We start from the raw sequence: 22,932 nt of genomic DNA, 5'->3' as shown, positions 1-22,932 counted from the left end.
CCCGTCGGGCCCCTGTCGTCACTTTCGTCTACTCCATCGGATAGCGGATGTCACTGGAAAGCTTGTCGACGGCCTGCAGCGCCTCGGCAGGCAGCTTGACGTCGGCCGCCGCCAGGGTGGCGTCGAGCTGGTCCCGGTGGGTGGCCCCGATGATCGTCGAGCCGACGAAGTCACGGCTGAGCGTCCACGCGATCGCGAAAGTGGCCGGCGCCACGCCGTGCGTCGTGGCGATTTCCGCCATTTTTTCGTAGGTGCCCCGGGTGGCGTCGTTGACGAAGCGGGCCGCCATTCGGGCGCCCCTGCGGGCATCTGCCCGGTAGGCCGAAAATCGCGAGCCGTCGGGCCATGCGCCGCCCTGGTATTTGCCTGACAGCAGGCCGCCGCCGAGAGGGCTGTACGGCAGCAGGCTGATTCCTTCGGCGCGGCAGACGCGCGCCAGCTCGTCCTCGAAACGGCGGTGCATCAGGCTGAAATTGTTCTGGATCGTCTCGTGGCGCACCAGGCCCGCCGCATCGCTGGCGGCGAGGCTTTTCATCAATCCCCACGCGGTCTCGTTGCTGCAGCCGACCGCGCGGATCTTGCCCTCGTGCACTGCGCGGTCGAGCGCCTCCATCGTCTCGTCGTAGGCCAGGCCGGCGTCCGGCCAGTGGGTCTGGTAGAGGTCGATGTAGTCGGTCCCGAGGCGGCGCAGGCTGCCCTCGATGGCGATACGGATGGAGTGGCGGTCCAGGCCCGTGTTGCCCGAGCGCACCGGCGCCACGAACCACCCTCCGCTCGGCCCAGCGACCTTGGTCGCGACGATCACCGAGTCGCGCGGCCGCCCTTTGAGCCAGCGCCCGACGATCTCCTCGCTGCGCCCGGCGTAGGCAGGCGACGGTGGAACCGGGTAAACCTCTGCCACATCAAGGAAATTTACGCCGGCCGCGAACGCTTTATCGAGGATGGCCGAGCTTTCGGCCTCGTCGGCCTGAACTCCGAAAGTCATCGTGCCCATGCAGATTTCGGAGACGACGAGGCCGCTGCGGCCGAGACGGCGGGTTTTCATTGCGTTGACTGCTCCTGCGGCGGTGTCGGCGAAAATTCGGCGCGGCCGGCTGAACCTGAACCGGGATTCAAGCCCCCTGGACGGGGGTGAAACCTCATGCGCACCCTTTGCCCGCGGCCGGGCCGCTGCGCCAGTGGGAAGGCAAGTGTGACGGCTTCACAGAACTTATTCGCACAATCGGTGCAAGTTGGTCTATAGGGTGCGCCATGGGCTCTGTTACGGCAGCCGAGACCACCGTCGACGGTCGCCGCGCCCGCGCGGCCCGCACTCGAGGCTGCATCGTAGAGGCGACCATCGCGCTTCTGGACGCCGGCGACCTGAAGCCCACCGCTGCGGCCATTGCCGCCCGCGCCGGCCTTTCGGTGCGGTCGGTGTTCCAGCACTTCGCCGACCTGGAGGACCTGTTCCTCGCCGTCTCCGACCATCAGGCCAACCGCGTCGCCGAGCTCTACATCGGCGTCTCTTACGACGGTGACCTTGCGGCGCGCATCGCTGCGTTCGTCCAGTACCGCTCTCGCCTTTACGAGACCATCGCGCCGATCCGGCGCGCCGCGATGATCCAGGAACCGTTCTCCAAGATCGTCGCTTCGCGGATGGATCTCGCGCGACAGTTGCACCGTCTCGACGTAGAACGCGCCTTCGCGCCCGAGCTTACCGCCGGACGCGAGCGCGGCGACGAGCACCTGTGCGACGCCATCGCTGCCGCCGGCTCGTTCGTCGTCTGGGACGAGCTGCGCCGGTTCGCCGGGCTCAGCGTTGCCGCTGCCGCCGACGTCCTCACGCGCACCGTATCGGCGATGGTTGCAGGTCCTGCGTCTGGCCACTGACTGCAAGCGAGTGTCCCGCCCCGCTTCGTCCACGAATGCCCGCGCACGACGGATGCCTGCAGCCGCGAAAGCGGCGGCAGAGGCCGGTGCGCCTGCCGCGCGCATCCGCGCAGCGCTGCTCGCATGGTTCGATCGCGAGCGTCGCGATCTTCCGTGGCGCCGGTCGCGCAGCGCCTACCGGATCTGGATCTCGGAGGTGATGCTCCAGCAGACCCGCGTCGAGGCGGTCGTGCAGCCTTACCGCCGGTTTCTCGCGAAATTCCCGAGCCTCGTCTCGTTGGCGCGTGCACCGGCCGCCGATGTGGTCGCCGCGTGGTCGGGCCTCGGCTACTACCGCCGCGCGCGCCTGCTGCATGCCGGCGCAAGATACGTCGTGCGCGAGCATTCGGGCCGCCTCCCGCACTCGCGCGAGGCGCTCGAGCGTATCCCGGGCATCGGCCGCTACACGGCGAGCGCGATCCTTTCGATGGCCTGGGCAAAGCGCGAGGCCGCGCTGGATGCGAACGTCGTGCGCGTCGTCGCCCGAATCGGCGGAATCGCCGATCCCCGCTCTGCAACCGGCCGCAGCGCCGTCGAAGAGCTCGGCGCCCGACTCGTCGATTGCGACAATCCGGGCAGCGTCAACGAAGCGTTGATGGATCTCGGCTCGGCGCTGTGCACCGCACGGATCGCGCGCTGCCAGGGCTGCCCTCTTGCATCCTGCTGCATCGCTCGCGCAAGCGGCAGCCCGCTTGCGTACGCGGCGCCGCGCCAACGCCGCCCGTCGCGCGTCGTGCGCGTGGCCTGCGCCGTAGTTCGTCGCGGTGACCGCATGCTGTTCGTTCGCCGCGCGGCCAGCGAAACGCTGCTTGCCGGAATGTGGGAGCTGCCGACGGTCGAGATTGCCGATGGCGAGGATGCGGATGCCGCGGCCGCGCTGGCTACGCTCATCGGGCAGCGCACGGGAATCCGTGTTGCCGTCGAAGGACCGGTCGCGACCGTGCGCCACGACATCGTCGGTCGCAAGATCTCGGCGCTCGTCTACACGGCGTCCGTGCCCAGCGCGCGGCGCACGGCGCGTGCCGGTGCCCGTTTTCTCGACGATGCGGCGATCGCGAAGGCGGCGGTCCCGGCGCTGCCGGTCAAGATCCTTCGCGAGTTCGCGGGCCCGGTACAGCGGCGATCGCCCTCAACTCGCGGGGCAGCGTGAACGTGACGTTCTCGCGCGCGGTCTCCAGGTCCTCGACATCGTTGCAGCCAAGAGAGCGAAGCCTTTCGGTGGTCTCCTGGACGAGCGATTCGGGAGTGGAGGCACCGGCGGTCAGCCCGACGACCGTGACGTTGTCGAGCCAACTCGGATCGATGTCGCCGGCGCATTCGATCAGGTGCGCTTCGGCGCCGCGCGTCCTTGCGACTTCGACGAGGCGGTTGGCGTTGCTCGAGCTCGGCGATCCGATGACGATGACCAGCTCGCAGTGGCCGGCCAGGTCCTTGACCGCGGTCTGGCGGTTCTGCGTCGCATAGCAGATGTCGTCCTTCTTCGGTGTGCGCGCTTGCGGAAACCGGCGCTGGATCGCTTCGACGACTTCCCGGGTGTCGTCTACCGACAGCGTGGTCTGTGTGACGACCGCGACCGGCTCATCGATCGGAATGTCGAGTGCGTCGACGTCGGCGACGGTTTCGACGAGCGTCATGCGCTCGGGCGCGTGACCGAGCGTTCCTTCGACCTCGACGTGCCCGCGATGGCCGATCAGCAGGATGTGGTAGTCCTCGCGCGCGAAGCGCAGCGCTTCGAGGTGGACTTTCGTCACCAGCGGACACGTGGCGTCGATGACGCGAAGACGCCGTTCCTCGGCTTCGGCGCGCACCGACGGCGCCACTCCGTGGGCCGAGAAAATCAGCAGGCTGCCGGGCGGCACCAGCGACAGGTCGTCGACGAACATGGCGCCGCGGGCACGCAGCCGGTCGCAGACGTGACGGTTGTGGACGATCTCGTGCCGCACCCACACCGGCGGCCCGTAGTGGTCGAGCACGAGGTCGACGATCTCGATCGCGTAGGAGACGCCGGCGCAGAATCCGCGCGGGCTCGCGACCAGCAGTCGTTTTCCCGCTTCGGGGTCTTTTTGCGCGGCCGTGGACATCCTGCAGAGCCTGTCACGTCATGCGGAGGCGGACAACCGGCCGCCGGCGCCGCTGTCGACGTTCTTGCGGGCGCTCTTGCCGAGTTTCTTGCCGACGTTTTTGCCGGTGCCGGCCGCTTGCCGGATTGGCGCCCCTGCAGCGCAAGGGCATGATGCCGACGGTGTCCGGTCGCAGCGACGTGCGGCGCAAGGCGACCTGGCCGGCGCTCTTGCAGGCTGCGGGAAAACCCCTCCCGTCGGCCCGCACGCCGCTTGCACGCGACACCGGCGTTGCGAAAACTTGCTGTAGGATGCAGCTACAGCGGCGTTTTTTCGCCTTGGTGTCGCGCGCAATCGGGGCACGGCCCTCGGTCCGGGGTTTTTCCGCAACCTGCTTTTTCTCGAGCGTCGCGGCCTGCGCGATGGCGGCGGGCTGCGGCGGCAAGTCCCACGGCCCGGGCAAGATCCACGGAGAGGCGATTCCGCAGCAGGTGATCGCCGCGCGCGAGGCCGCCGGCGCGAAGGCTGCCGCGCAGGTAGCGGCAGTGCTCGGTGTCAAGGTTCCCGACAAGCAGATCCTGTTCGGCGACCTGCACGTGCACAGCACCTGGTCCTCGGACGCCTACGTGATGAGCCTTCCGCTCATGCAGGGTGAAGGCACGCACCCGGTGGCCGACGCCTGCGATTTCGCGCGCTACTGCTCGGCACTGGATTTCTGGAGCATCACCGACCACGCCGAGACGCTTACTCCGCAGCGCTGGCGCGACACCATCGATTCGATCCGCAAGTGCAACGCCGTCTCGGGCACGTCGCACGACCAGGACCTCGTTTCGTACCTCGGATGGGAGTGGACGCAGATCGGCCTCACGGCCGACGAGCACTACGGCCATCGCAACGTGATCCTGCGCGATCTCGACGACGACAAGATCCCGGCGCGCCCCGTCGCGGCTGCCGGCTTCAGCGGCCAGGCCATGCGCGACAAGCTGCCGCTGTCGGTGCGCTGGCTGCTGCCGCTTGCCGACTGGCGTTACCGCAGCCGCTACGAGGATTTCCTGGCGTACTGGAGCGACACGCGCGACGTCGACTCCTGTCCCGACGACGTCGACGTCAAGGACGTGCACGAAGACTGCATGGACTACGCGAAGACCCCGGCCGAGCTGTTCGCGAAGCTGAGGCAGTGGGGATCGGTGGCCACCGTGATCCCGCACGGAACGAGCTGGGGCATGTACACGCCGCCAGGTTACTACATCGACCGCTCGCTGCGCGGCACCGAGAACGACGAAGGTTTCGAGAAGCTCATCGAGATCGATTCGGGCCACGGCAATGCCGAGCAGTACCGCACCTGGCGCGAGGCGAGCGTGGACCCCGAAGGGCACCTCGTCTGTCCCGAACCTTCTGCGGGTTACGAGCCGTGCTGCTGGCGCGCCGGGGAAATCATCCGTGCTCGCTGCGAGAATCCCGACTCGGCCGAATGCCGCGGGCGAGTCGAGGACGCGCGCCGCAACTACCTTGCCGCCGGTGCGTCGGGACGCCTGACGATCTCGGGTGCCGATGTCGCGGACTGGGGAGGCTGCGGCCAGTGCCTCGACTGCTTCGATCCTCCGTTCGAGCACCGTCCCGGAGGCTCGGTGCAGTACGCGCTGGCGCTGAGCGATTTCACCGACCCCGACCGCCTGCGCCGTTTCCAGTTCGGCTTCGTGGCATCGAGCGACGACCACACCGCCAGGCCCGGCACCGGCTACAAGGAGTTTCACCGCCAGCAGATGACGGAAGCCTTCGGGCCTCGCAGCGACTTCTGGCACGACTGGGTGCGGCCGCTCGGCGAGCCGCGCCCGAAATCGGAAGCGATCGATCCGAAGGTCAACCGCTTCCAGCGCTTCCAGATCCTCGACTACGAGCGCGGATCCTCGTTCTTTTACACCGGAGGCCTGGTGGCCGTGCACGCCGAGGGTCGCAACCGCCAGTCGATCTGGGATGCGCTCCAGCGCCGCGAAGTCTACGCGACCAGCGGCGAGCGCATCCTGTTGTGGTTCGACCTGGTGCGCGGCGCCAATTCCGTCGCACCGATGGGAGCGAGCGTCGCATGGTCGGGAACGCCGCATTTTCGCGTGCGCGCGGTCGGCAGCTTCGAGCAGAAGCCGGGCTGCCCCGACTATGCGGCGACCGGGCTCGGCGCCGACAGGATCGAGTCGCTGTGCGGCGGCGAGTGTTACAACCCCGGCGAACGCCGCCACGTCATCCGGCGCCTGGAGATCGTCCGCATCCGCCCGCAGGTGCGTCCCGGCGAGCCGATCGCCGGCCTCATCGAGGATCCGTGGAAGACGATTCCGTGCTCGGGCGAGTCGTCGGGCTGCGTCGGCGAGTTCGCCGACGACGACTTCGGGCCGGGCTCGCGCGACGCGCTGTACTACGTTCGCGCGATCCAGGAGCCGACGCCGGCGATCAATGCCGCTGGACTGCGCTGCAAGGCAGGCGACAAGGGGCCGTGCACGAGCGTCAACCCGTGCTACGGCGACTGGCGCACCCCTTTCGACGACGATTGCCTCGCGCCGAGCGAGGAGAGGGCGTGGTCGTCGCCGATCTACCTGGCCTGGAAGGCCGGTACGGCCGACAGCCGCTCGAGCAGCTCGCGGTAGAGCATCACCTGCTCGACCAGCTCCTCGATGCGGCGCGCGCGAGAGAGGCTGCGGCGGTCACGCGCACGCTTCCATCCGTCCATGCGCTCGCGCACGCGGCGGCGAAGCTCGAGAAGATCGGCCTGGGAAGCGGCGGCGGTCTCGTGCACGCGCGAGGCAAGCTCGGCGATGCGCGACTCGCTGCGGCGGGCCAGGCGCTCGAGCGACGACCTGGTTCCATCGAGGAGATTTGCGCGGGTGCGAGGGCAGCCGTCCCACGCCAGCAGTGCCTCGACGCGCCGGCGCCACATCGTCGCCGGCGCTACGCGCTTGAGGTCGTGGGCCATGCCGAGCTTGGACATCGTCCAGATCGCCCACTTGGTCGGATCCCAGTGGAAGGCGCGCACGCCGTTGCGATAGTCGTTCGGGAACGCGTGATGGTAGTTGTGCCAGCCCTCGCCGAACGTGAACAGCGCGAGAAAGCCGTTGTCGGCCGCCGTTACCTGAGGGTCGTACGGCCGCTGCTTTCCAGTGTGGGCCCACGAGTTGATGAACCACGTGGTGTGGTGCAGCGCGACGATGCGCACGGCGCCGACCAGCAGCAGGCCGCCCCAGCCGCACAGCGCGAACGGAATCACGAAGCTGACGAAGACGGCGATCGGCACGTACCAGCGATCCTGGAACATCACGAGGCGATCGTTCTTGAGGAACGGAGGGATGCGCGACATCTGCGTGCCGCTCTCGCGGCGCAGCAGCCATCCGATGTGCGAGTACCAGAATCCGCGGCGGCGATTGTAAGGATCGGCCTCGGTGTCGATGTGGGAGTGGTGCTGGATGTGGTCCACCGACCATTCCAGCGCCGAGCCCTGCCAGGCCGCCGAACCAATGACGAGCAGCATCGCCTCGGCGAACGGATGGGCCTTGAACGTGCGATGCGACAGCAGGCGGTGGTAGCCGATCGTGATCGACATCCCGCATCCGTAGAAATAGACCACCGCCATGATGATTTCGGACCAGGTCACACCGTAGTTCCACGCGTAGACCGGCCAGGCGAGCGCACCGAGCGAGGTGCCGACGATGAAAAGTACGGTAGGCCAGTTGATGGGGCGGCGGGCGGACGGGGCGGGGGTGCTCATTGGGCGGTGACTGTGCCACAGGCGCGCTGCCATCACTACAGAAAAACCGCGGATTTGGCCTCGGCCCGGTCCCCGGACGGCAGCGTGGTTGAAAAGCGGCGGGGGCAGACCCAGACTCGGTTCGCCGGTATGGCGCCATTTTGGCGGGGCTCGTGCCCGCCCTGATCCTTCCTCCCGTCCAGGAAGCGGAGGTCCGATGGGCTCGATCAAGATCGCGGTAGTCGGAGTCGGCAACTGCGCCAGCTCCCTGTTGCAGGGAATCCACTACTACGACGGGCGGGGCCCCGCCGACCGCGCAGGTTTGATGCACCACGACATCGGCGGCTATCGGGCCGGCGACATCCGGGTCGTTGCCGCCTTCGACATCGATCGCCGCAAGGTGGGATGCGACGTCTCCGAGGCGATTTTTGCCGCGCCCAACTGCACCGTCCGCTTCTGTCCCGAGGTCGCGCCCTGCGGCGTACACGTGCGCATGGGGCGAATTCTCGACGGTCTTCCGGCGCACATGGCCGAATGGCCCGACGCGCGCCGGTTCGTAGCCAGCGATGAGCCCGAGCCGGAACTTTCGGACGTCGTAAAAGAGCTCAAGCGCAGCGGCGCCGAGATCCTCGTCAACTACCTGCCGGTGGGATCGGAAGAGGCGACGCGCTTTTACGCGAGCGCGGCGCTCGAGGCCGGCTGCGCGCTGGTCAACAACATGCCCGTCTTCATCGCGAGCGACCCTGCATGGGCCCAGAAATTCGAAGATGCCGGTCTTCCGCTGATCGGCGACGACATCAAGGCCCAACTCGGGGCGACCATCACGCACCGCGCCCTCGTCGATCTTTTTGCCAGGCGCGGCGTGAGCATCGACCGCACCTACCAGCTCAACACCGGGGGCAATACCGACTTCCTCAACATGCTCGACCGCCGCCGCCTCGAGTCGAAGAAGATCTCGAAAACCGAGGCGGTGCAGTCGGTTGCCGCCGACCGGCTCGCCGACGACTGCATCCACATCGGCCCGAGCGACTACGTGCCGTGGCAGAACGACAACAAGGTGTGCTTCCTGCGCATCGAGGGCCGCCTGTTCGGCGACGTGCCGATGAACATCGAGCTGAGGCTCTCGGTCGAGGATTCGCCGAATTCGGCCGGGGTCGCCATCGATGCGATCCGCTGCTGCCGCCTGGCCCTGGACCGCGGCTGGTCCGGAGTGCTCGAAGGCCCGTCCGCGTTCTTCTGCAAGCATCCTCCCCGCCAGCATCCCGACGACGAAGCGTTCCGGCTGACCGAAGCCTTCATCGCCGGCACCGCGGGCGAGCAGGATGCGGCCGAGCCGTCGCCGTCGCCGCGTCTTCGCGCCGCCAAGCTCTGACTCGCTGCCGGTTTCCCGCGCAGCCGACCGCGCCGGATAGCCGACGCCGCCCACCGCAGCGCGGCATGCCGGCCCCGCTGCCGTCGCACCACCGGGCGCGCTCGCACTGCCGGCGCCCGGGGCTGTGGTCAAAGCGCGGCAAACCCGCTACAAAAACCTGCAAGGCGCACGGCGGCAGAGGGAAGGCCGGCGTGCGCCGGGGGAATCGATGAGGACGCGTCCACCCAGCACCACCCATGAACTGGCGGTGATCGCGCTCGACTTTCGTCGCGCGATCGAGAAGTCCCGCCTGCGTCGCCATGCCAAGATCATGGCGCGCTTTCCCGTGGGCTGCTGCAAGCACAGCTCCCAGCTGCTGGCGCGCTACCTCGTCACCGACCTTCACGTTCCGCTGGTCACGTTCGTCCACGGCGAGCGCGGAGGTGGCCCGAACGGCGATCCGTGGCAGTCCCACGTATGGCTGCGCGTCGGCCAGCACACGGTCGACATCACGGCAGACCAGTACAACGAAGTCGACGTGCCGGTGGTCGTCAGCGTCGGCAGCGGCTGGCACTCGATGTGGCAGAAGCAGCGCCAGCTCACGTACGGCGAGATGATGCATCTGGACTTCTGGGAGCGCCTGAGGTTCCGTCGCATGTACAATGCCGTGCTGAAAGGAATGCAGCGCGACCGCGAGCCGCGGGTTTTCTATCCGCTGCGCAATGGGGGGCCGCCGGGCGAGCCGGCCTGACGCCCCGATGGAAAGGGAGAAACGCGCATGAGCTTCACGCTGATCGATGAAAACCGGCGCTGCGAAGTCGACGCCGTGGTCGAAGGCGGCCACGTGACGCTCGCCGCGCCCGACCTCGAGCGCGCAACGGGCTGGGCGCTCAAGAGCGAAGGACTTTGCCAGGGCGGCATCTGTGTTCCGGTCGCGCCTTCTTCCGGCCTCGTACGCGACGGACGCGTCGACCTCGCGGCGTTCGCATCGCTTCTCGGCAGGCCGCTCGCGATGGACGTCGACGCGCGCGCTGCTGCGCTCGGCGACTCCGCGCACGACCGAAGCACCGCGATGCGCACCGGCATGGCTCCCGATTTCACGCTGCCGGATCTGAGCGGCCGCATGCACAGCCTGGGCGACTGGCGGGGGCGCAAAGCCCTGCTCATCGCCTGGGCGTCCTGGTGAGGGTGCCGCGAAGAGCTGTCGGTCTGGCAGCAACTGCAGGAAGAGCTCGGTAACGAAAAGTTCACGGTGATCACGGTCGCGCTCGACCGTTCGCCCGAAGACGCACGCCCTTACATCGAAAGGGCCGCGCCGACGCACCCGTCGCTCATCGACAGCGAGCACGTCGTCGCGCACCGCTACGGCATCATCAACATTTCGACGGTCATCTGGATCGACGAGGCAGGACGCATCGTGCGTCCTGCGGCGATCGAGTACGGCAGCAACCTGTTCAAGGATTTCCACGGCAAGGATGCGGGGCCTCACCTCGATGCCGTGCGCCGCTGGGTACGCAGCGGAGAGCTGCCGATGCCGCCCGCCGAGGTCGCTGCCGCGCAGGTGGTTCCCACCGAAGACGAGCAGCTCGCTCGCGCCGAGTTCGCGCTCGCGTGGCACCTGTTCCAGCGAGGCGACCTGGAACTCGCCGAAAAGCACTTCGTGCGCGCAGGCGAGTTGTCACCGCTCGACTGGACGATCCGTCGCGGCTCGATGCCGATCCGGGGCCTGGACCCGATGGGACCGGACTTCTTCGAGCTCTACCGCGAGTGGATGCAGGCCGGCAGCCCCGACTATGCGTCGCTGGCCCGCATGCGCTCCTGAGTCTCGCGGCCCGCTCGACTCCGGGTGCTGCCTGTCCTACCCGTAGCATTGTGCTGCCGCGGCGGCGTCGTCGCCGACGCGCAGGCGCGAAGCGCAAGCTGGCGAGCGCGAGAGCGCGAAGCGCAGATTGGCGAGCGCGAGAGCGCGAAGCGCAAGTTGGCGAGCGCGCAAGCGCGAAGCGCAAGAAGGAGAGCAGACCCGTGGCCGATACCATCAAGCTCGATGACCTCAAGGTCGATGCCGACAATCTCTATCGGGAGGAGGTCTTCTCGGATCTGCGCGTCGCTACCGTGCGTCGCCTGACGCCGGTGCGCGCCGACGGCAGCGACGATCCCGGCCGCCCGACGATGTTCTCGGTGGAAACGCAGATCCTGACGCCGCAGGGCCTCGTGCCGGTTCACGCACCGGTCGAGGCGAAGACGCTGGCCGAAGCGATCGAGAAGTTCCCCGCCGCGATCCAGGCCGGCCTCGACCGAATGATCGAGGAAGCGCGTGAGCTGCGCCGTCAGTCTGCCAATCGCATCGTGACTCCGCAGGAAGTCACGGGAGGCAAGATCATCTACTGAGTTTGCTGCGTCGGTCGCACGACCGCTGCAGCCTTGCGAGCGCGTACGGGCGGAGGTCGGCCTTCAGTGCCCGCAGTCCGTGTGGGCTGCGCCGCTCGAATCGATCGTCGCTTCCGCGCTCGCTGCGCGGTCCGCGGGAAACCCCGCCATCACGCCGCCGCCCGGCTGCGCGACCTGCTCCGGTCTTGCAGCGGCCGCGCGCGCGGGTGCGCTGCCGGCAGGCTCTTCGCCGCTGGCAGGCTCGGTAAGCTGGCCGGTAGCCGGATCGACCACCGCGACCTGATGTGCCTGGCCCTTGGCGGCGTCGCTCGCCGCCTTCGCGTCCGCATTCGGCGCGGCTGCCGCGGCGCCCGCCTGCGGCTTGTCGCTGGCAGCGCTCGCACCGGCACACTGGCAGGAGCCCGGATGATCGGGGTCCCCGCCGCAACCGGCAGCCATGTCATGGTGATCGGCGACCGGCTGGGCCGTTGCGGCGGCGGCGTGGGCCGCCCCGCAGCTGCACGCGTTCGCCTCGTCGTCGCAGGCCGATGCCGGCAGGGCTCGCACTGCGAGCGCCGCGGCGAGCAGGGCGACCGGGAGCATGCGATGGTGCCAAGCGTTCATTGCGCGAACCTCCGTCGTCCGAAAACGTGAGAACGATGTTAGAACCGACCGCGCGCGGGTGCGAACTGCGCTCCGCGCGGTGGGGACGGCCTGTTCCATCTAACCGAAAACTCACACAAAAGACTTCTGTGAATCCTTTGCAAGCTTCTTCTTGTGTGAGACAAGAATCGCATATGTCAAGAGAGACGATTGTTGTCGTCGAAGATGAAGACGACATCGCAGAGTTGATCCGTTACAACCTCGAAGCCGAGAAGTTCCAAGTCCAGGTAGCCTCTACCGGAGAGAAAGGCCTCGAAGCGGCCAGGCGCAGCCAGCCGGACCTTCTCCTTCTCGATCTCATGCTGCCGGGCATGAATGGACTCGAAGTCTGTCGCGCCCTCAAGTCCGACCGCACCACTGCCCAGATTCCGATCATCATGGTCACCGCCCGGGGGGAGGAGACCGACGTCGTCGCCGGCCTCGAGCTGGGGGCGGCCGACTACGTGACCAAGCCTTTCGGCATCAAGGTGCTGCTTGCGCGGGTGCACGCGGTGCTGCGGCGCCGCACCACCAGCCTTCCGGCCGAAGAAGAGCCGCTGCGAGTCCACGAGATCGAGATCCACCCCGGTCGCCACGAAGTGCGCGCCGACGGCAACGAGGTCGCGCTCACCAATACGGAGTTCCGCATCCTGCACTTCCTGGCGAGGCGGCCGGGCTGGGTGTTCACGCGCTACCAGATCGTCGACGGGATCCGCGGCGAGAACTACCCGGTCACCGAGCGCGCCGTCGACGTCCAGATCGTCGCGCTGCGGCGCAAGCTCGGCGGCTTCGGCGGCCTGATCGAAACAGTCCGCGGAGTCGGATATCGATTCAGGGAATGATGGGCCGCTCGCCTCTGGCCTGGCAGGTGGCCCTGCCGCTGTGCGCGCTGGTGGCAGCGGGCCTTGCCTTCATCTGCTGGGAGGCCTCGTCGCTGACGATCGCGACGCACGCGGCAGACGTCCGCGCCAGGCTCGCCTCCGGCGCCGCCCTTGTCGAGGACGTCGTCGGTGACCGCCTCGCCGGCGCAAACCGCCAGGCGCTCGATCCCGTCGTCAAGCAGCTCGGCAAGAGCGCGTCGCTGCGCGTAACGCTGATCGCGCCGGACGGGAACATCCTCGGCGAGTCCGACGACGACCCGGCGGTGATGGACAACCACTCGCAGCGTCCCGAAGTCGTCGCCGCCATCGCCGAGGGCACGGGGACGTCGGTGCGCCACAGCGACACGCTTTCCACTGAAATGATGTACTGGGCGCGCGCAGTGCGCCGCGACGGCAAGCTCGTCGGCGTCGTGCGCACCGGCATCGCGCTCGACGCGGTGGATGCCGCCAACTCGAGCCTGCAGCACCGCCTTCTGCTTGTCGCCGCGACAGTTGCGCTGGCGATGGCGGCGTTCGTGTTCTGGATCATCCGCAGCCTGGCGATTCCGCTTACTACCCTGGAGAGTCTTGCCGGCAACCACGCAGGTGGCGGCCAGGCTTCGGCGTTACCCGAAGCACCTGCCGAGATCCGTCGGGTAGGCGAGGCGATCCGTCGCATGGGCGCCGAGCTGGACAGCCGCATCGCCTCCTTGGTCGCCGAGCGCAACGAGCAGGAAGCGGTGCTGTCGAGCATGGTCGAAGGCGTGCTCGCGATCGACGTGCGCGAGCGCGTCATGGCGCTCAACGCGGCGGGTGCCCGCCTGCTCGAGATCGACATGCGCACGGCCGTGGGCCGCACGATCCACGAGGTGGCGCGCAGTCCCGACCTTCAGCGTGTCGTCGCCGAGGCGCTGCGCGCCGACACCGTCGTCGAGCGCGACGTGGCGCTGCGCGGCGACCAGTCGCGCTTCATCCAGGCCCACGGCGCCCCGGTGCGCGACGCGGGCGGCCGCCGCATCGGCGCGGTGATCGTGCTCCACGACGTCACCCAGCTTCGCCGCCTGGAAACCGTGCGTCGCGACTTCGTCGCCAACGTCTCTCACGAGCTGAAGACCCCGGTCACGTCGATCAAGGGTTTTCTCGATACCCTGCTCGCCGGCGCGATGAACGACGCGGGCAACGCCAAGCGGTTCCTCGAGATCGCTTCGCGCCAGGCCGACCGCCTCGGCGCGATCATCGAGGACCTGCTCGTGCTGTCGCGCATCGACCAGGAGTCGGAAAACCAGATGATCGAGAGGAGCCCGACCAGCCTGGACTCCGTCGTGCGCGGCGCCGTCGACGTCTGCCGTGCCAAGGCCGACCTCAAGGGCGTGCACGTCGAGGTTCGCTGCGACCACAGCGTCCAGGCGCGCATCAACGGCGCGCTGGTCGAGCAGGCGCTCGTCAACCTGATCGACAACGCGATCAAGTATTCGGACGAAGGCAGCCTCATCGAGGTAGAGGCCGCCGCCGACGACGGCTCGGCGCTGCTGCGCGTGCGCGACCACGGTGCCGGAATCGACGCGGAGCACCTGCCGCGCCTGTTCGAGCGCTTCTACCGCGTCGACAAGGCGCGCAGCCGCTCCCTCGGAGGCACCGGGCTCGGGCTGGCGATCGTCAAGCACATCGTCCAGGCCCAGGGCGGGAGCGTCGAAGTCCAGAGCAGGCCCGGCAGCGGCAGCATGTTCACGCTGAAGTTCCCTGTGGCGTGACGAGCGCCGCGTGTCCTCGGTCGCCGACGAGACATCGCGGAGAGGGTCCATCGCTACCGCACGGATCCAGCGGTCACGGCGGAGGAGAGCCGCCGAGCGCCCTCAACAGCGAGTACTGGACGCGATTCCAGTCGATCACGGTCAAAAGATAGTCGGCATTGGCCCGAGTCTGTTCCTGCTCGGCCTGGATGTTCTCGAGGACGACGTCGACGCCGAACTCGCGCCGCTGGCGCGACAGCGAGAGGCTCTGCCTGGCCGTCTCGAGCGCTCCCTTGCTCGTCTCCAGTCGACGGGCCAGCACGACGCTGCGGGCGTGGCCCTCGACGACCTCACGAGTGATGCGGTCGCGCAGCCGCTCTTCTTCGAGCTCGGAGCGGTGGAGCTCTGCCGCGGCGGAATCGATGCGCGACCAGTCGAGAAGCCCGCCCGGGCCGAGGCGCCAGTGCAGGCCCGCGAGGTAATCGCTGTATCCGCCGCTCGAATGGTTGCCGCTGTCGGGCCCGCCGCCGGTGCCGCCGAAACCGATCTCCCCTCCGATCGATGGGATCAGCGGTCCGTAGACGGCGCCGTTCTTCGCTTCCCGCGCGGCCGCGACGAGGGCCTCGCTCCTGCCGATTTCGGCCCGGCCGGCAAGCGCGGTTGCCACCAGCGCGTCGACCGGCTTGTCGGCGGCGACGAGCGAGACCGGCGCGAGGTCGGCGCGCTGGGCGACCAGTGGCGTTGCACCGAGACGCAGCGTTTCGGCCAGCCGTGCGGAAGCGGCCTGGCCCTGTTCCTGGGCGCGCTCGACCTCCAGGCGGTTCTTCTCGGTTTCGACCCTGGCGCGAAGCTGCTCGCTGCGCGACGATAGCCCGACGTCCACGGCGCGCGAGACCTGCGTTTCATAGTCCGCCGAGATGCGCTCGGCTTCGGTGAAGACTTCGATGCGCGCGGCGGCGGCGAGCAGGTCGAAGTATTCGAGCGCGGCCGTAAGCAGTGCGTCCTGCCTCTCGGCGTCGAGCGCGTGGCCGGCCGCATCGGCGGTGCGGCGCGCCGCCCGCGACGCGAACAGCGCGTCGCCGAGATCGACCTGGGCGTGGACGATGCCGCCGGCGTCCCACTGCTGCTTGTCCACGTCCGGCAGGATGTCGCCCTGGACGTCGGCCAGCGAGCCGTCGTGCCGGCGGTAGCTCGCGCCGGTGGTCAGCCACGGGAAGAAGCGCGTGTGCACGCGCGAAACCTCCGCTTCGGCGATCCTTTGTTCCGCGCGCGCGATCTCGACGTCGATGCTGCGGGCTCCGGCCAGCCGCAGCACCGTCGGCAGGTCCAGCAGCTTCGGAGCTTCCTCGGCGCGGACGGGAACTTCGCTCGCCAGGATCAGGCTGAGGAGGGCGAATGCGCCGCAAAAGATGATCGAAGGGCGCATCGTCACTTCGATTCTGCCGCCTGTACGACCTGTCCGTCGGAAAGAGGTGGCTTGCCGGAAATCGCCAGCCGCACCGACTCGTCGATCCCGCCGGCGATTTCGACGCGGCGATCGTCGGCGAACCCCGTGCGGACCGCCGTCTTGCGAACCCGGTTTCCGTCGCCGACGACGAAAGCGAACGTGCCCGCCTTCTCGGTGACGACTGCGGCCGCAGGCACGAGCAGTGCGTTCTCGTGCGTCTGCACGCCCAGCGTGACGTGCGCGAGCATGCCGGGCCGGAGCGCCTGGCGGGGATTGTCGACGTCGACCTCGGCGGTCATCGTCCTGGTGTCGCGGTCCAGGGCCCAGCTGATGCGGGTAACCGGCTGATTGATCGGATCGCCGGGCACTTCGTCGACGCGTATCGAGGTCGGCGTCCCCGGCTGCACCCACGACGCTTCGGTTTCGGGCACGGCAATCTCCACACGGATGCGGCCGAGGTCCACGATCGTCACGAGCGCCGCAGTCGAGGCCGCCGCTGCCGCCGTCGCGGCGGGAACGAAAGCGCCGACGTCGACGAAGCGCTCGGTGACGACTCCGTCGAACGGAGCACGAATGGTCGCGAACCCGAGCAGCGTTTCGGCACGGGCCAGCGTCGCGGTGGCCACCTGGCGTTCGGCTGTGGCTTTGTCGACGTTCTCTGCGACGACGAGGTCGGGAGCTTTTTCGTGGGCGCGATCGACTCGCGACGAGAGCGTCGTGGCCAGGGTCAGGTCGGCTTTGGCCTTGGCGACGTCGGCGACCAGCTCGGGAGCTTCGAGGTCGACGAGCACCTGGTCGGTGGTGACACGGTCGCCGCGATCGACGGAGATGGTCTTTACGTAGCCTGCGATCTTCGCGTGCAGCGTCACCTGCTGCCATGCCGCGAGCTCGCCGGGAAGCGTGATGCTTCGCGTGACCGGGCCGCGCGACGGCGAGACGACCTGCACCGAGGCGACGGCGGCCCCCTGCGCAGTCGCTGCGCCCGTCGTCCCGCGACCGCAGCCACCCGCGAGCGCCCAGACGGCGATGCCGGTTGCCGCCAGAGCGATGCGGGCGCGAGCCTGCCGCGCGATCATCGCGCCTCCTTTGCAGCGGCGCTGTCGAAGTGGGTGCTTTCTGGGTCGTCGGGATCCAGTGATGGCGACGTCGTCGCAGCGCCGCGGCGAACGACGGCGAAGACGCAGGGCACCGCGAACAACGTCGAGAGGGTCGCCAGCAGCAGGCCGCCGAGCACGGCGCGACCGAGGGCGGCCGACTGCGCGCCGCCCTGGCCAATGCCGAACGCCATCGGCAGCATTCCGGCCGACATTGCCAGGCTCGTCATCAGGATCGGACGCAGCCGGTCGCGCGCGGCTTCCTGCGCCGCCATGCGCGAGTCTCCGTTCTTGCGACGGTTCCTCTCTGCGAACGTGACGAGCAGGATCGCGTTGGCAACGGCAACTCCGACCGACATGATCGCACCGACGGCCGATTCGATGTTGAGCGTGCCCCCGGTCACTTTCAGCGCGACGGCGACGCCGGCCAGCGCCGCCGGCACTGCTGCCAGCACGACGAGAGCCGAGAGGAAGGACTGGAAGTTCGCGCCGAGCACGAGCAGGATCGCCACCGTCGCTGCCGCCAGGCCGAGCGCGAACGCGCGCGAAAGCTCGTCGAGGATCGGCGCCTGGCCGCGAAGCGTCACCGTCGTCTTCGGTGGAGGGGCGCCCGCGCCGGAAAGCACGCCCGCAAGCTGGCGGGAGACGGAGCCGAGGTCGGCACCTTCGATGTTCGCCGTCAGGCTGATCGTTCTCACCATGTTGTAGCGCTCGTAGGTTTCCACGGCAGCGGACGGATGCACGTCGGCCACGCTGCGCAGCAGGGTCTGGACGTCGCCTATACGACCGACCGGGATGTTGCGCAGGTCTTCCATCGACGTAGTCCGGCTCTGCGGTACCTGGACCTGGATGTTGTAGCTGACGCCAGAGGCAGGATCTGACCAGAAGTTGGCGACGGTGAAACGGCTCGACGCGGTCGCCGCGACCAGCGAGCGCGTGACTTCGTCGATGTGGACTCCGAGGAGGCCGGCTCTCTCGCGGTCGACCTGCACTTCGATCGTCGGGTAGTCGAGGGCCTGGGCGAAGTGGACGTCGCGAAGCGATGACACCGAGGCCAGGCCGTCGCGAATCCTGCCTGCGAAAGCCTTGTCGACGTCCAGATCGGGGCCGCTGACGGCGATTTCGACGGGGGTGTTCGCACCGAAGCTCATCACGCGGCTGACGATGTCGCTCGGCTCGAACGAGAAGCTGACGGCCGGCAGCTCCTCGGCGAAGACGGAGCGCAGTTTTTCCTGGAGGGGCCAGGTCGCGAATCCGTCGGCGAACTGCACTGCGAGCCACCCTTCCTCGGGTCCCGCGTTCCACAGGTGGATCAGATTGACCGGATAGTTGGCGGAGTGGACACCGACCAGCCCGATCGACAGGCGCACGTTGCCGGCACCGGCGGTCGAAGCGATGAGGTCGAGCACCTTTTTCGCGATCTCCTCGGTGCGCTCCACACGGGTACCCGACGGCGCGCGAAAGCGGATCGCGAGCTGTCCGACGTCGGCCGGCGGAAAGATTTCGCTGCCGAGACTGGAGCCGACCAGGACGGCCACGGCGAAAGCGGCGGCAAGATACACGCCCGCCGTCAGTGCGGGGCGTCCGAGCAGCCGGGACAGCACTGCGACGAAGCGTTGCTGGAGCCGATGAAACCACGGCTGGTCGCTGGCCCGCGCCGCGTGCGTTGACGACAGCAGCCATACGGCGAGGACCGGCACCAGCGTGCTCGAAAGCAGGTAGGACGCGACCATCGAGAACGCGACGGCCAGCGCCATCGGCACGAACAGCGCGCGCGCTGCGCCCGTCATGAAGAACGCCGGAAGGAACACCGCGACGATGCAGAGCATCGCCAGCAGGCGCGGAAGCACGGTCTCGGCCGTCGCGTCCAGGGCCGCGCGCGCCGTCGCCGCTCCCCGGTCCAGGTGGGCATGGATGTTCTCGATCGTGACGGTCGCCTCGTCGACGAGGATTCCGACCGAAAGCGCGAGCCCCCCGAGCGTCATCAGGTTGATGCTCTGCCCGCAGGCGGCCAGGCCGAAACAGGACGCCAGCAGGGCCAGCGGGATGTTGACGACGACGACGAGGGCGCTCGCCCAGTCGCTGAGGAACACGAGGATCGCCACGCCGGTGAGCACGGCGCCGAGCAGGCCCTCGCGCGTGAGGTCACCGATCGCGCCGCGAACGACGGGAGACTGGTCGAACTCGTAGCTGACGCGGACATCGTCGGGCAGCGCCGCCTGGAAGCGGGGAATGGCGCCTTTGACGAGGTCGACGACCGACAGCGTGGACGCATCCGCCCGCTTGGTGACCGGGATGTAGACGGTGCGGTGCCCGTTGGCCAGCGCGTACGACGTGACGATGTCGGTCGAGTCGGCGACGGTGGCGACGTCGCGAAGGTAGACGGCCCTGCCGGCCACCGTCCGGACCGGCAGTGCGTCCAGGTCGTGGATGTTTCGCACCACGGCATTGACCGGAACGATCGGGTAGCTGTCGCCGATCGCGACATTGCCCGACGGGCTGACCACGTTTGCACGGGTGATCGCCGTGACGATGTCCTCCGGCGACAGGTCGTAGGCGTGCAGGCGGTCCGGGTCGACGTTGACGACGACGGTACGCGCGCTTCCGCCGAACGGCGGCGGCGCGGACACCCCGGGCAGCGTCGCGAACATGGGCCGGACGATGTTCAGCGCAGCGTCCTGCATCTGCCCGAGCGTTCGCCCCGGGTTGTCGCTCGAGAACACGAGGTAGCCGACCGGAACGCTGCCTGCGTCGAAGCGCATGACGAACGGCGGCACGGTCCCCGGAGGCATGAACGCGCGCGCGCGGTTCACATAGGCGACCGTCTCCGACATCGCCTGCGACATGTCGGTCCCCGGGTGGAACTGCAGCTTCATCAGCGCGGCGCCCTGGATCGACTTCGACTCCACGTGCTCGATCCCGGTGATGTAGAGGAAGTGGTACTCGTAGAAGTACGTCAGCGAGCCTTCCATCTGGGCAGGGTCCATCCCGCCGTACGGCTGGGCGACGTAGATGGTGGGCACCCCGAGGGGAGGAAAGACGTCGCGCGGCATCCCGACCAGCGCGAACGCCGCGCTTCCGACGACGGCGAGGACGATCGCGAGAATCGTCAGCGGGCGGCGAAGCGCGAATCGGGTCAGATTCATCGACGAGGGGCCAGGTTGGGTTCCGGTATGCCAGATCCCCGCGGGCCGTCCAATGATCAACGCCCGGCGATCCCGCGTCCTTGGGTTGCCGACCGGATGCCCGGACGACCGGGCCCGCATTTGGCGAAAATCACGCCAGTACCTGTGCGTTCGCGGCTGCCGCCGCGCCCCCTAACGGATTGCTAACATTCCTCACACAGACACTTAACGGCATCGATGCAGGTTCTTCATCGGGAATTTGGGGGAACACCAATTCCCGGATGAACAAAAAAGGAGACAATTCATGGTTAAGCAGATCAGGAGGGCTGCAGCCGCGTCAGGGCTCGTCGCGGCTGGCCTTCTTCTCGCATCGGCCCCCGCCTTTGCCGCCGATTCGACGACGCCCGACCAGCCTGCCGTAGCGACCCCGACCCCTCCCACTCCGCCCCCCTCCGAACAGTCGATTTACGACAAGATCTGGAGCTACGCGACGCTCTACAACAACAAGGAAAATCCCTGGATCGAGAATTTCAAGATCGTCGGGCGCGAGCAGCTCGACGTCTACTACTTCCGCGCCGACCAGACCTTCGACCAGTCGCAGAAAGACTCCGAAGAGGACTTCGTCGACCGGCGCACCCGCATCGGCTTCCAGTCGCTCCTGTTCGGCAACCAGATCGAAGTGCACACCGAGGTGGACCTCAACCTCGAGCCGCACGGGCAGACCTACAACAAGTTCACCGACGCCTACGTCAAGTACATGCCCTACAAGTGGCTGAACATCACGGTGGGCAAGCAGAGCGCCAAGTTCACGCTCGACGGCTCGATCAGCTCGACGCAGCTCGTGACCATCGACCGCAGCAACCTGGCCAACAACTTCTGGTTCACCGAGGAGTACATCCCGGGCGTCACCGCCAGCGGCGACTACCAGAACTGGCAGTACTATGCCGGCTGGTTCTCGGCCGGCGTGACGACGCGTGAATTCGGCAAGTTCAACGCCGGCAGCTTCGGGATCCTGAGCGGGGGCTATAACTTCGCGAGCCTGGTGGGCGTCGACAAGGCGCTGCTGCGCCTCGACTACATGCACCAGGACAACGACGTCGACTTCGCCTACAAAAACTCGAACCTCAACAACTTCACGAACAAGAACCGTGACGTCGGCTCACTCAACTTCCAGGGCGAGATGGGCCGCTGGGGCTTCATGGAGGACGTGTCGTTCAGCCGCGGCGCGGCCGGCCAGTCCAACATGGAAGGCCTGCAGCTCCAGCCGAGCGTGAAGTTCTGCGACACGTGGCAGGGCGTGCTGCGCTACACGTTCATCCACAGCGACGACCCGAACGGGATCAAGTTCGCGCGCTACGAGAACGTGATCATCAACCAGGAGGCGGCGGCGCGCACCATCGGCAAGACCGGCAACGAGTACAACGAGATCTACGCCGGCATCAACAAGTACTTCTACGGCCACAAGCTCAAATGGCAGAACGGCATCCAGTACACCGCGATGGACGACAAGGCCCACGACGGCGGCAAGTACGGCGGCTGGGGCGTGACGTCCGGCCTGCGCGTGTCCTGGTGAACCCTGCGACGAAAACGCAGACACGCAACGCTGGAGGACAATCCATGAAAGTCATTTCTTCCCTGATCGCGAGCGCCACCCTGGTGGCGTTCGCGATGCCGGCCCTGGCCGACGACGTCAAGGTCGACCCGAAGATCGCCGAGTACACGGCCACCAAGGGCGTGTCCGGCACGATCAAGAGCGTCGGCTCCGACACGATGAACAACGAGATGACGCTGTGGGCGGAGGGCTTCAAGACCCTGTACCCGAACGTCCAGATCGAGATCGAGGGCAAGGGCTCGTCGACGGCGCCGCCGGCGCTGGTGGCCGGCAGCGCCCAGTTCGGCCCGATGAGCCGGCCGATGAAGGACGAGGAGATTGCGGCGTTCCGCACCGCGTTCGGCTACGCGCCGACCGTGGTGGCCACCAGCATCGATTCGCTCGCGGTCTTCGTCAACAAGGACAACCCGATCAAGAGCCTGACGTTCGAGCAGATCGACGGCGTCTTCTCGAAGACGCATGCCTCCGGCGGCAAGGACATCGTCACGTGGGGCGACCTCGGACTTACCGGCGAATGGAAAGACAAGCCGATCAGCCTCTACGGCCGCAACTCGGCGTCGGGCACCTACGGCTTCTTCAAGGAGCACGCGCTCTCCAAGGGCGACTTCAAGGACACCGTCAAGGAGCAGCCGGGAAGCGCCACCGTGGTGCAGGCCGTCGCCAGCGACAAGTACGGCATCGGCTACAGCGGCATTGGTTACAAGACGGCCGACGTCAAGGCCGTGCCGCTGACGAAGTCGGCCGATTCTCCGGCGGTCGAGGCGACGCTGGAGAACGCGTACAGCGGAAAATACCCGCTTGCGCGTTTCCTTTTCATCACGCTGAACAAGAAGCCCGGGGAAGCGCTCGATCCTCTTCGCGGCGAGTTCCTCAAGTACGTGCTGAGCAAGCAGGGCCAGGAAGTCGTCATCAAGGACGGCTACTACCCGCTCACCGCCACGCTGAGGGACCAGCAGCTGAAGGCTGCGGACCTGCACTGACGCCGGCCGACGAAAAACAGACG

General features: G+C 67.7%; 18 protein-coding genes. 11 read left to right on the top strand and 7 right to left on the bottom strand.

Annotated features, from left to right (window positions below):
• Window positions 1-28 precede the first annotated feature (28 nt).
• Window positions 29-1,045 carry an aldo/keto reductase gene (locus VGK20_03885; GenBank protein ID HEY2773176.1) on the bottom strand — a complete coding sequence of 339 codons (1,017 nt, stop codon included), beginning with the start codon at window positions 1,043-1,045 and terminating at the stop codon, window positions 29-31.
• A 206-nt stretch (window positions 1,046-1,251) separates the two neighbouring features.
• Between VGK20_03885 and VGK20_03880 the strand changes: the two genes are divergently transcribed.
• Window positions 1,252-1,872: a TetR family transcriptional regulator gene (locus VGK20_03880; GenBank protein ID HEY2773175.1), complete on the top strand. Its 621-nt coding sequence runs from the start codon at window positions 1,252-1,254 to the stop codon at window positions 1,870-1,872.
• Between the two features lie 52 nt (window positions 1,873-1,924).
• A complete protein-coding gene (locus VGK20_03875) occupies window positions 1,925-3,061 on the top strand; it encodes an NUDIX domain-containing protein (GenBank protein ID HEY2773174.1) in 1,137 nt (378 codons plus the stop codon).
• Here the strand turns inward: VGK20_03875 and VGK20_03870 are convergent.
• Window positions 2,994-3,992, bottom strand: coding sequence for a 4-hydroxy-3-methylbut-2-enyl diphosphate reductase (locus VGK20_03870; protein ID HEY2773173.1), 999 nt, complete (start codon window positions 3,990-3,992; stop codon window positions 2,994-2,996). The genes VGK20_03875 and VGK20_03870 overlap by 68 nt on opposite strands.
• Before the next feature lie 401 nt (window positions 3,993-4,393).
• On the opposite strand from VGK20_03870, the gene VGK20_03865 reads away from it, so the two are divergent.
• On the top strand, window positions 4,394-6,607 hold the full coding sequence (locus VGK20_03865) for a DUF3604 domain-containing protein (GenBank protein HEY2773172.1): 2,214 nt from the start codon (window positions 4,394-4,396) through the stop codon (window positions 6,605-6,607).
• On the opposite strand, the gene VGK20_03860 is transcribed toward VGK20_03865, so the two are convergent.
• Window positions 6,553-7,722, bottom strand: a complete 1,170-nt coding sequence (locus VGK20_03860) for a fatty acid desaturase (GenBank protein ID HEY2773171.1) — start codon at window positions 7,720-7,722, stop codon at window positions 6,553-6,555. The two genes, VGK20_03865 and VGK20_03860, sit on opposite strands and share 55 nt — an antisense overlap.
• 196 nt (window positions 7,723-7,918) lie before the next feature.
• Between VGK20_03860 and VGK20_03855 the strand changes: the two genes are divergently transcribed.
• The 4 genes from VGK20_03855 (at window position 7,919) to VGK20_03840 (ending at window position 11,440) form a co-directional block, all read left to right on the top strand.
• The gene (locus VGK20_03855; protein HEY2773170.1) at window positions 7,919-9,073 is read left to right on the top strand and encodes an inositol-3-phosphate synthase; all 1,155 of its coding nucleotides are present in this window, start codon (window positions 7,919-7,921) and stop codon (window positions 9,071-9,073) included.
• Window positions 9,074-9,281: 208 nt separating this feature from the next.
• Window positions 9,282-9,803, top strand: a complete 522-nt coding sequence (locus VGK20_03850; GenBank protein ID HEY2773169.1) for a hypothetical protein — start codon at window positions 9,282-9,284, stop codon at window positions 9,801-9,803.
• A gap of 27 nt (window positions 9,804-9,830) precedes the next feature.
• Window positions 9,831-10,874, top strand: coding sequence for a TlpA disulfide reductase family protein (locus VGK20_03845; protein ID HEY2773168.1), 1,044 nt, complete (start codon window positions 9,831-9,833; stop codon window positions 10,872-10,874).
• 200 nt (window positions 10,875-11,074) lie between these two features.
• Window positions 11,075-11,440: a hypothetical protein gene (locus tag VGK20_03840; protein ID HEY2773167.1), complete on the top strand. Its 366-nt coding sequence runs from the start codon at window positions 11,075-11,077 to the stop codon at window positions 11,438-11,440.
• 63 nt (window positions 11,441-11,503) lie between these two features.
• Here VGK20_03840 and VGK20_03835 read toward each other — a convergent pair whose 3' ends face one another.
• Entirely contained in the window at window positions 11,504-12,043 is a 540-nt protein-coding gene (locus tag VGK20_03835) for a hypothetical protein (protein ID HEY2773166.1), read from the bottom strand.
• Between the two features lie 173 nt (window positions 12,044-12,216).
• Between VGK20_03835 and VGK20_03830 the strand changes: the two genes are divergently transcribed.
• Both VGK20_03830 and VGK20_03825 read left to right on the top strand, forming a co-directional pair.
• Entirely contained in the window at window positions 12,217-12,903 is a 687-nt protein-coding gene (locus tag VGK20_03830; GenBank protein HEY2773165.1) for a response regulator transcription factor, read from the top strand.
• Entirely contained in the window at window positions 12,900-14,672 is a 1,773-nt protein-coding gene (locus VGK20_03825; protein ID HEY2773164.1) for an ATP-binding protein, read from the top strand. The genes VGK20_03830 and VGK20_03825 overlap by 4 nt, the downstream gene beginning before the upstream one ends.
• A 73-nt stretch (window positions 14,673-14,745) precedes the next feature.
• Here VGK20_03825 and VGK20_03820 read toward each other — a convergent pair whose 3' ends face one another.
• Genes VGK20_03820 through VGK20_03810 form a run of 3 tightly spaced genes read right to left on the bottom strand, consistent with a single transcriptional unit; the run spans window position 14,746 to window position 20,338 of the window.
• Entirely contained in the window at window positions 14,746-16,077 is a 1,332-nt protein-coding gene (locus tag VGK20_03820) for a TolC family protein (GenBank protein ID HEY2773163.1), read from the bottom strand.
• Window positions 16,078-16,079: 2 nt separating this feature from the next.
• A complete protein-coding gene (locus VGK20_03815) occupies window positions 16,080-17,174 on the bottom strand; it encodes an efflux RND transporter periplasmic adaptor subunit (protein HEY2773162.1) in 1,095 nt (364 codons plus the stop codon).
• Window positions 17,171-20,338 (bottom strand): efflux RND transporter permease subunit, encoded by a 3,168-nt coding sequence (locus VGK20_03810; GenBank protein HEY2773161.1) that lies wholly within the window; start codon window positions 20,336-20,338, stop codon window positions 17,171-17,173. The genes VGK20_03815 and VGK20_03810 overlap by 4 nt, the downstream gene beginning before the upstream one ends.
• A 283-nt stretch (window positions 20,339-20,621) precedes the next feature.
• Between VGK20_03810 and VGK20_03805 the strand changes: the two genes are divergently transcribed.
• Window positions 20,622-21,890, top strand: coding sequence for a porin (locus VGK20_03805; GenBank protein HEY2773160.1), 1,269 nt, complete (start codon window positions 20,622-20,624; stop codon window positions 21,888-21,890).
• A 44-nt stretch (window positions 21,891-21,934) separates the two neighbouring features.
• A complete protein-coding gene (locus VGK20_03800) occupies window positions 21,935-22,909 on the top strand; it encodes a phosphate ABC transporter substrate-binding protein (protein ID HEY2773159.1) in 975 nt (324 codons plus the stop codon).
• Window positions 22,910-22,932: the final 23 nt, after the last annotated feature.

The organism is Candidatus Binatia bacterium, assembly GCA_036493895.1.
GTDB lineage: Bacteria > Desulfobacterota > Binatia > UBA1149 > CAITLU01 > DATNBU01.
This window is presented reverse-complemented; position numbering and strand designations above follow the sequence as displayed.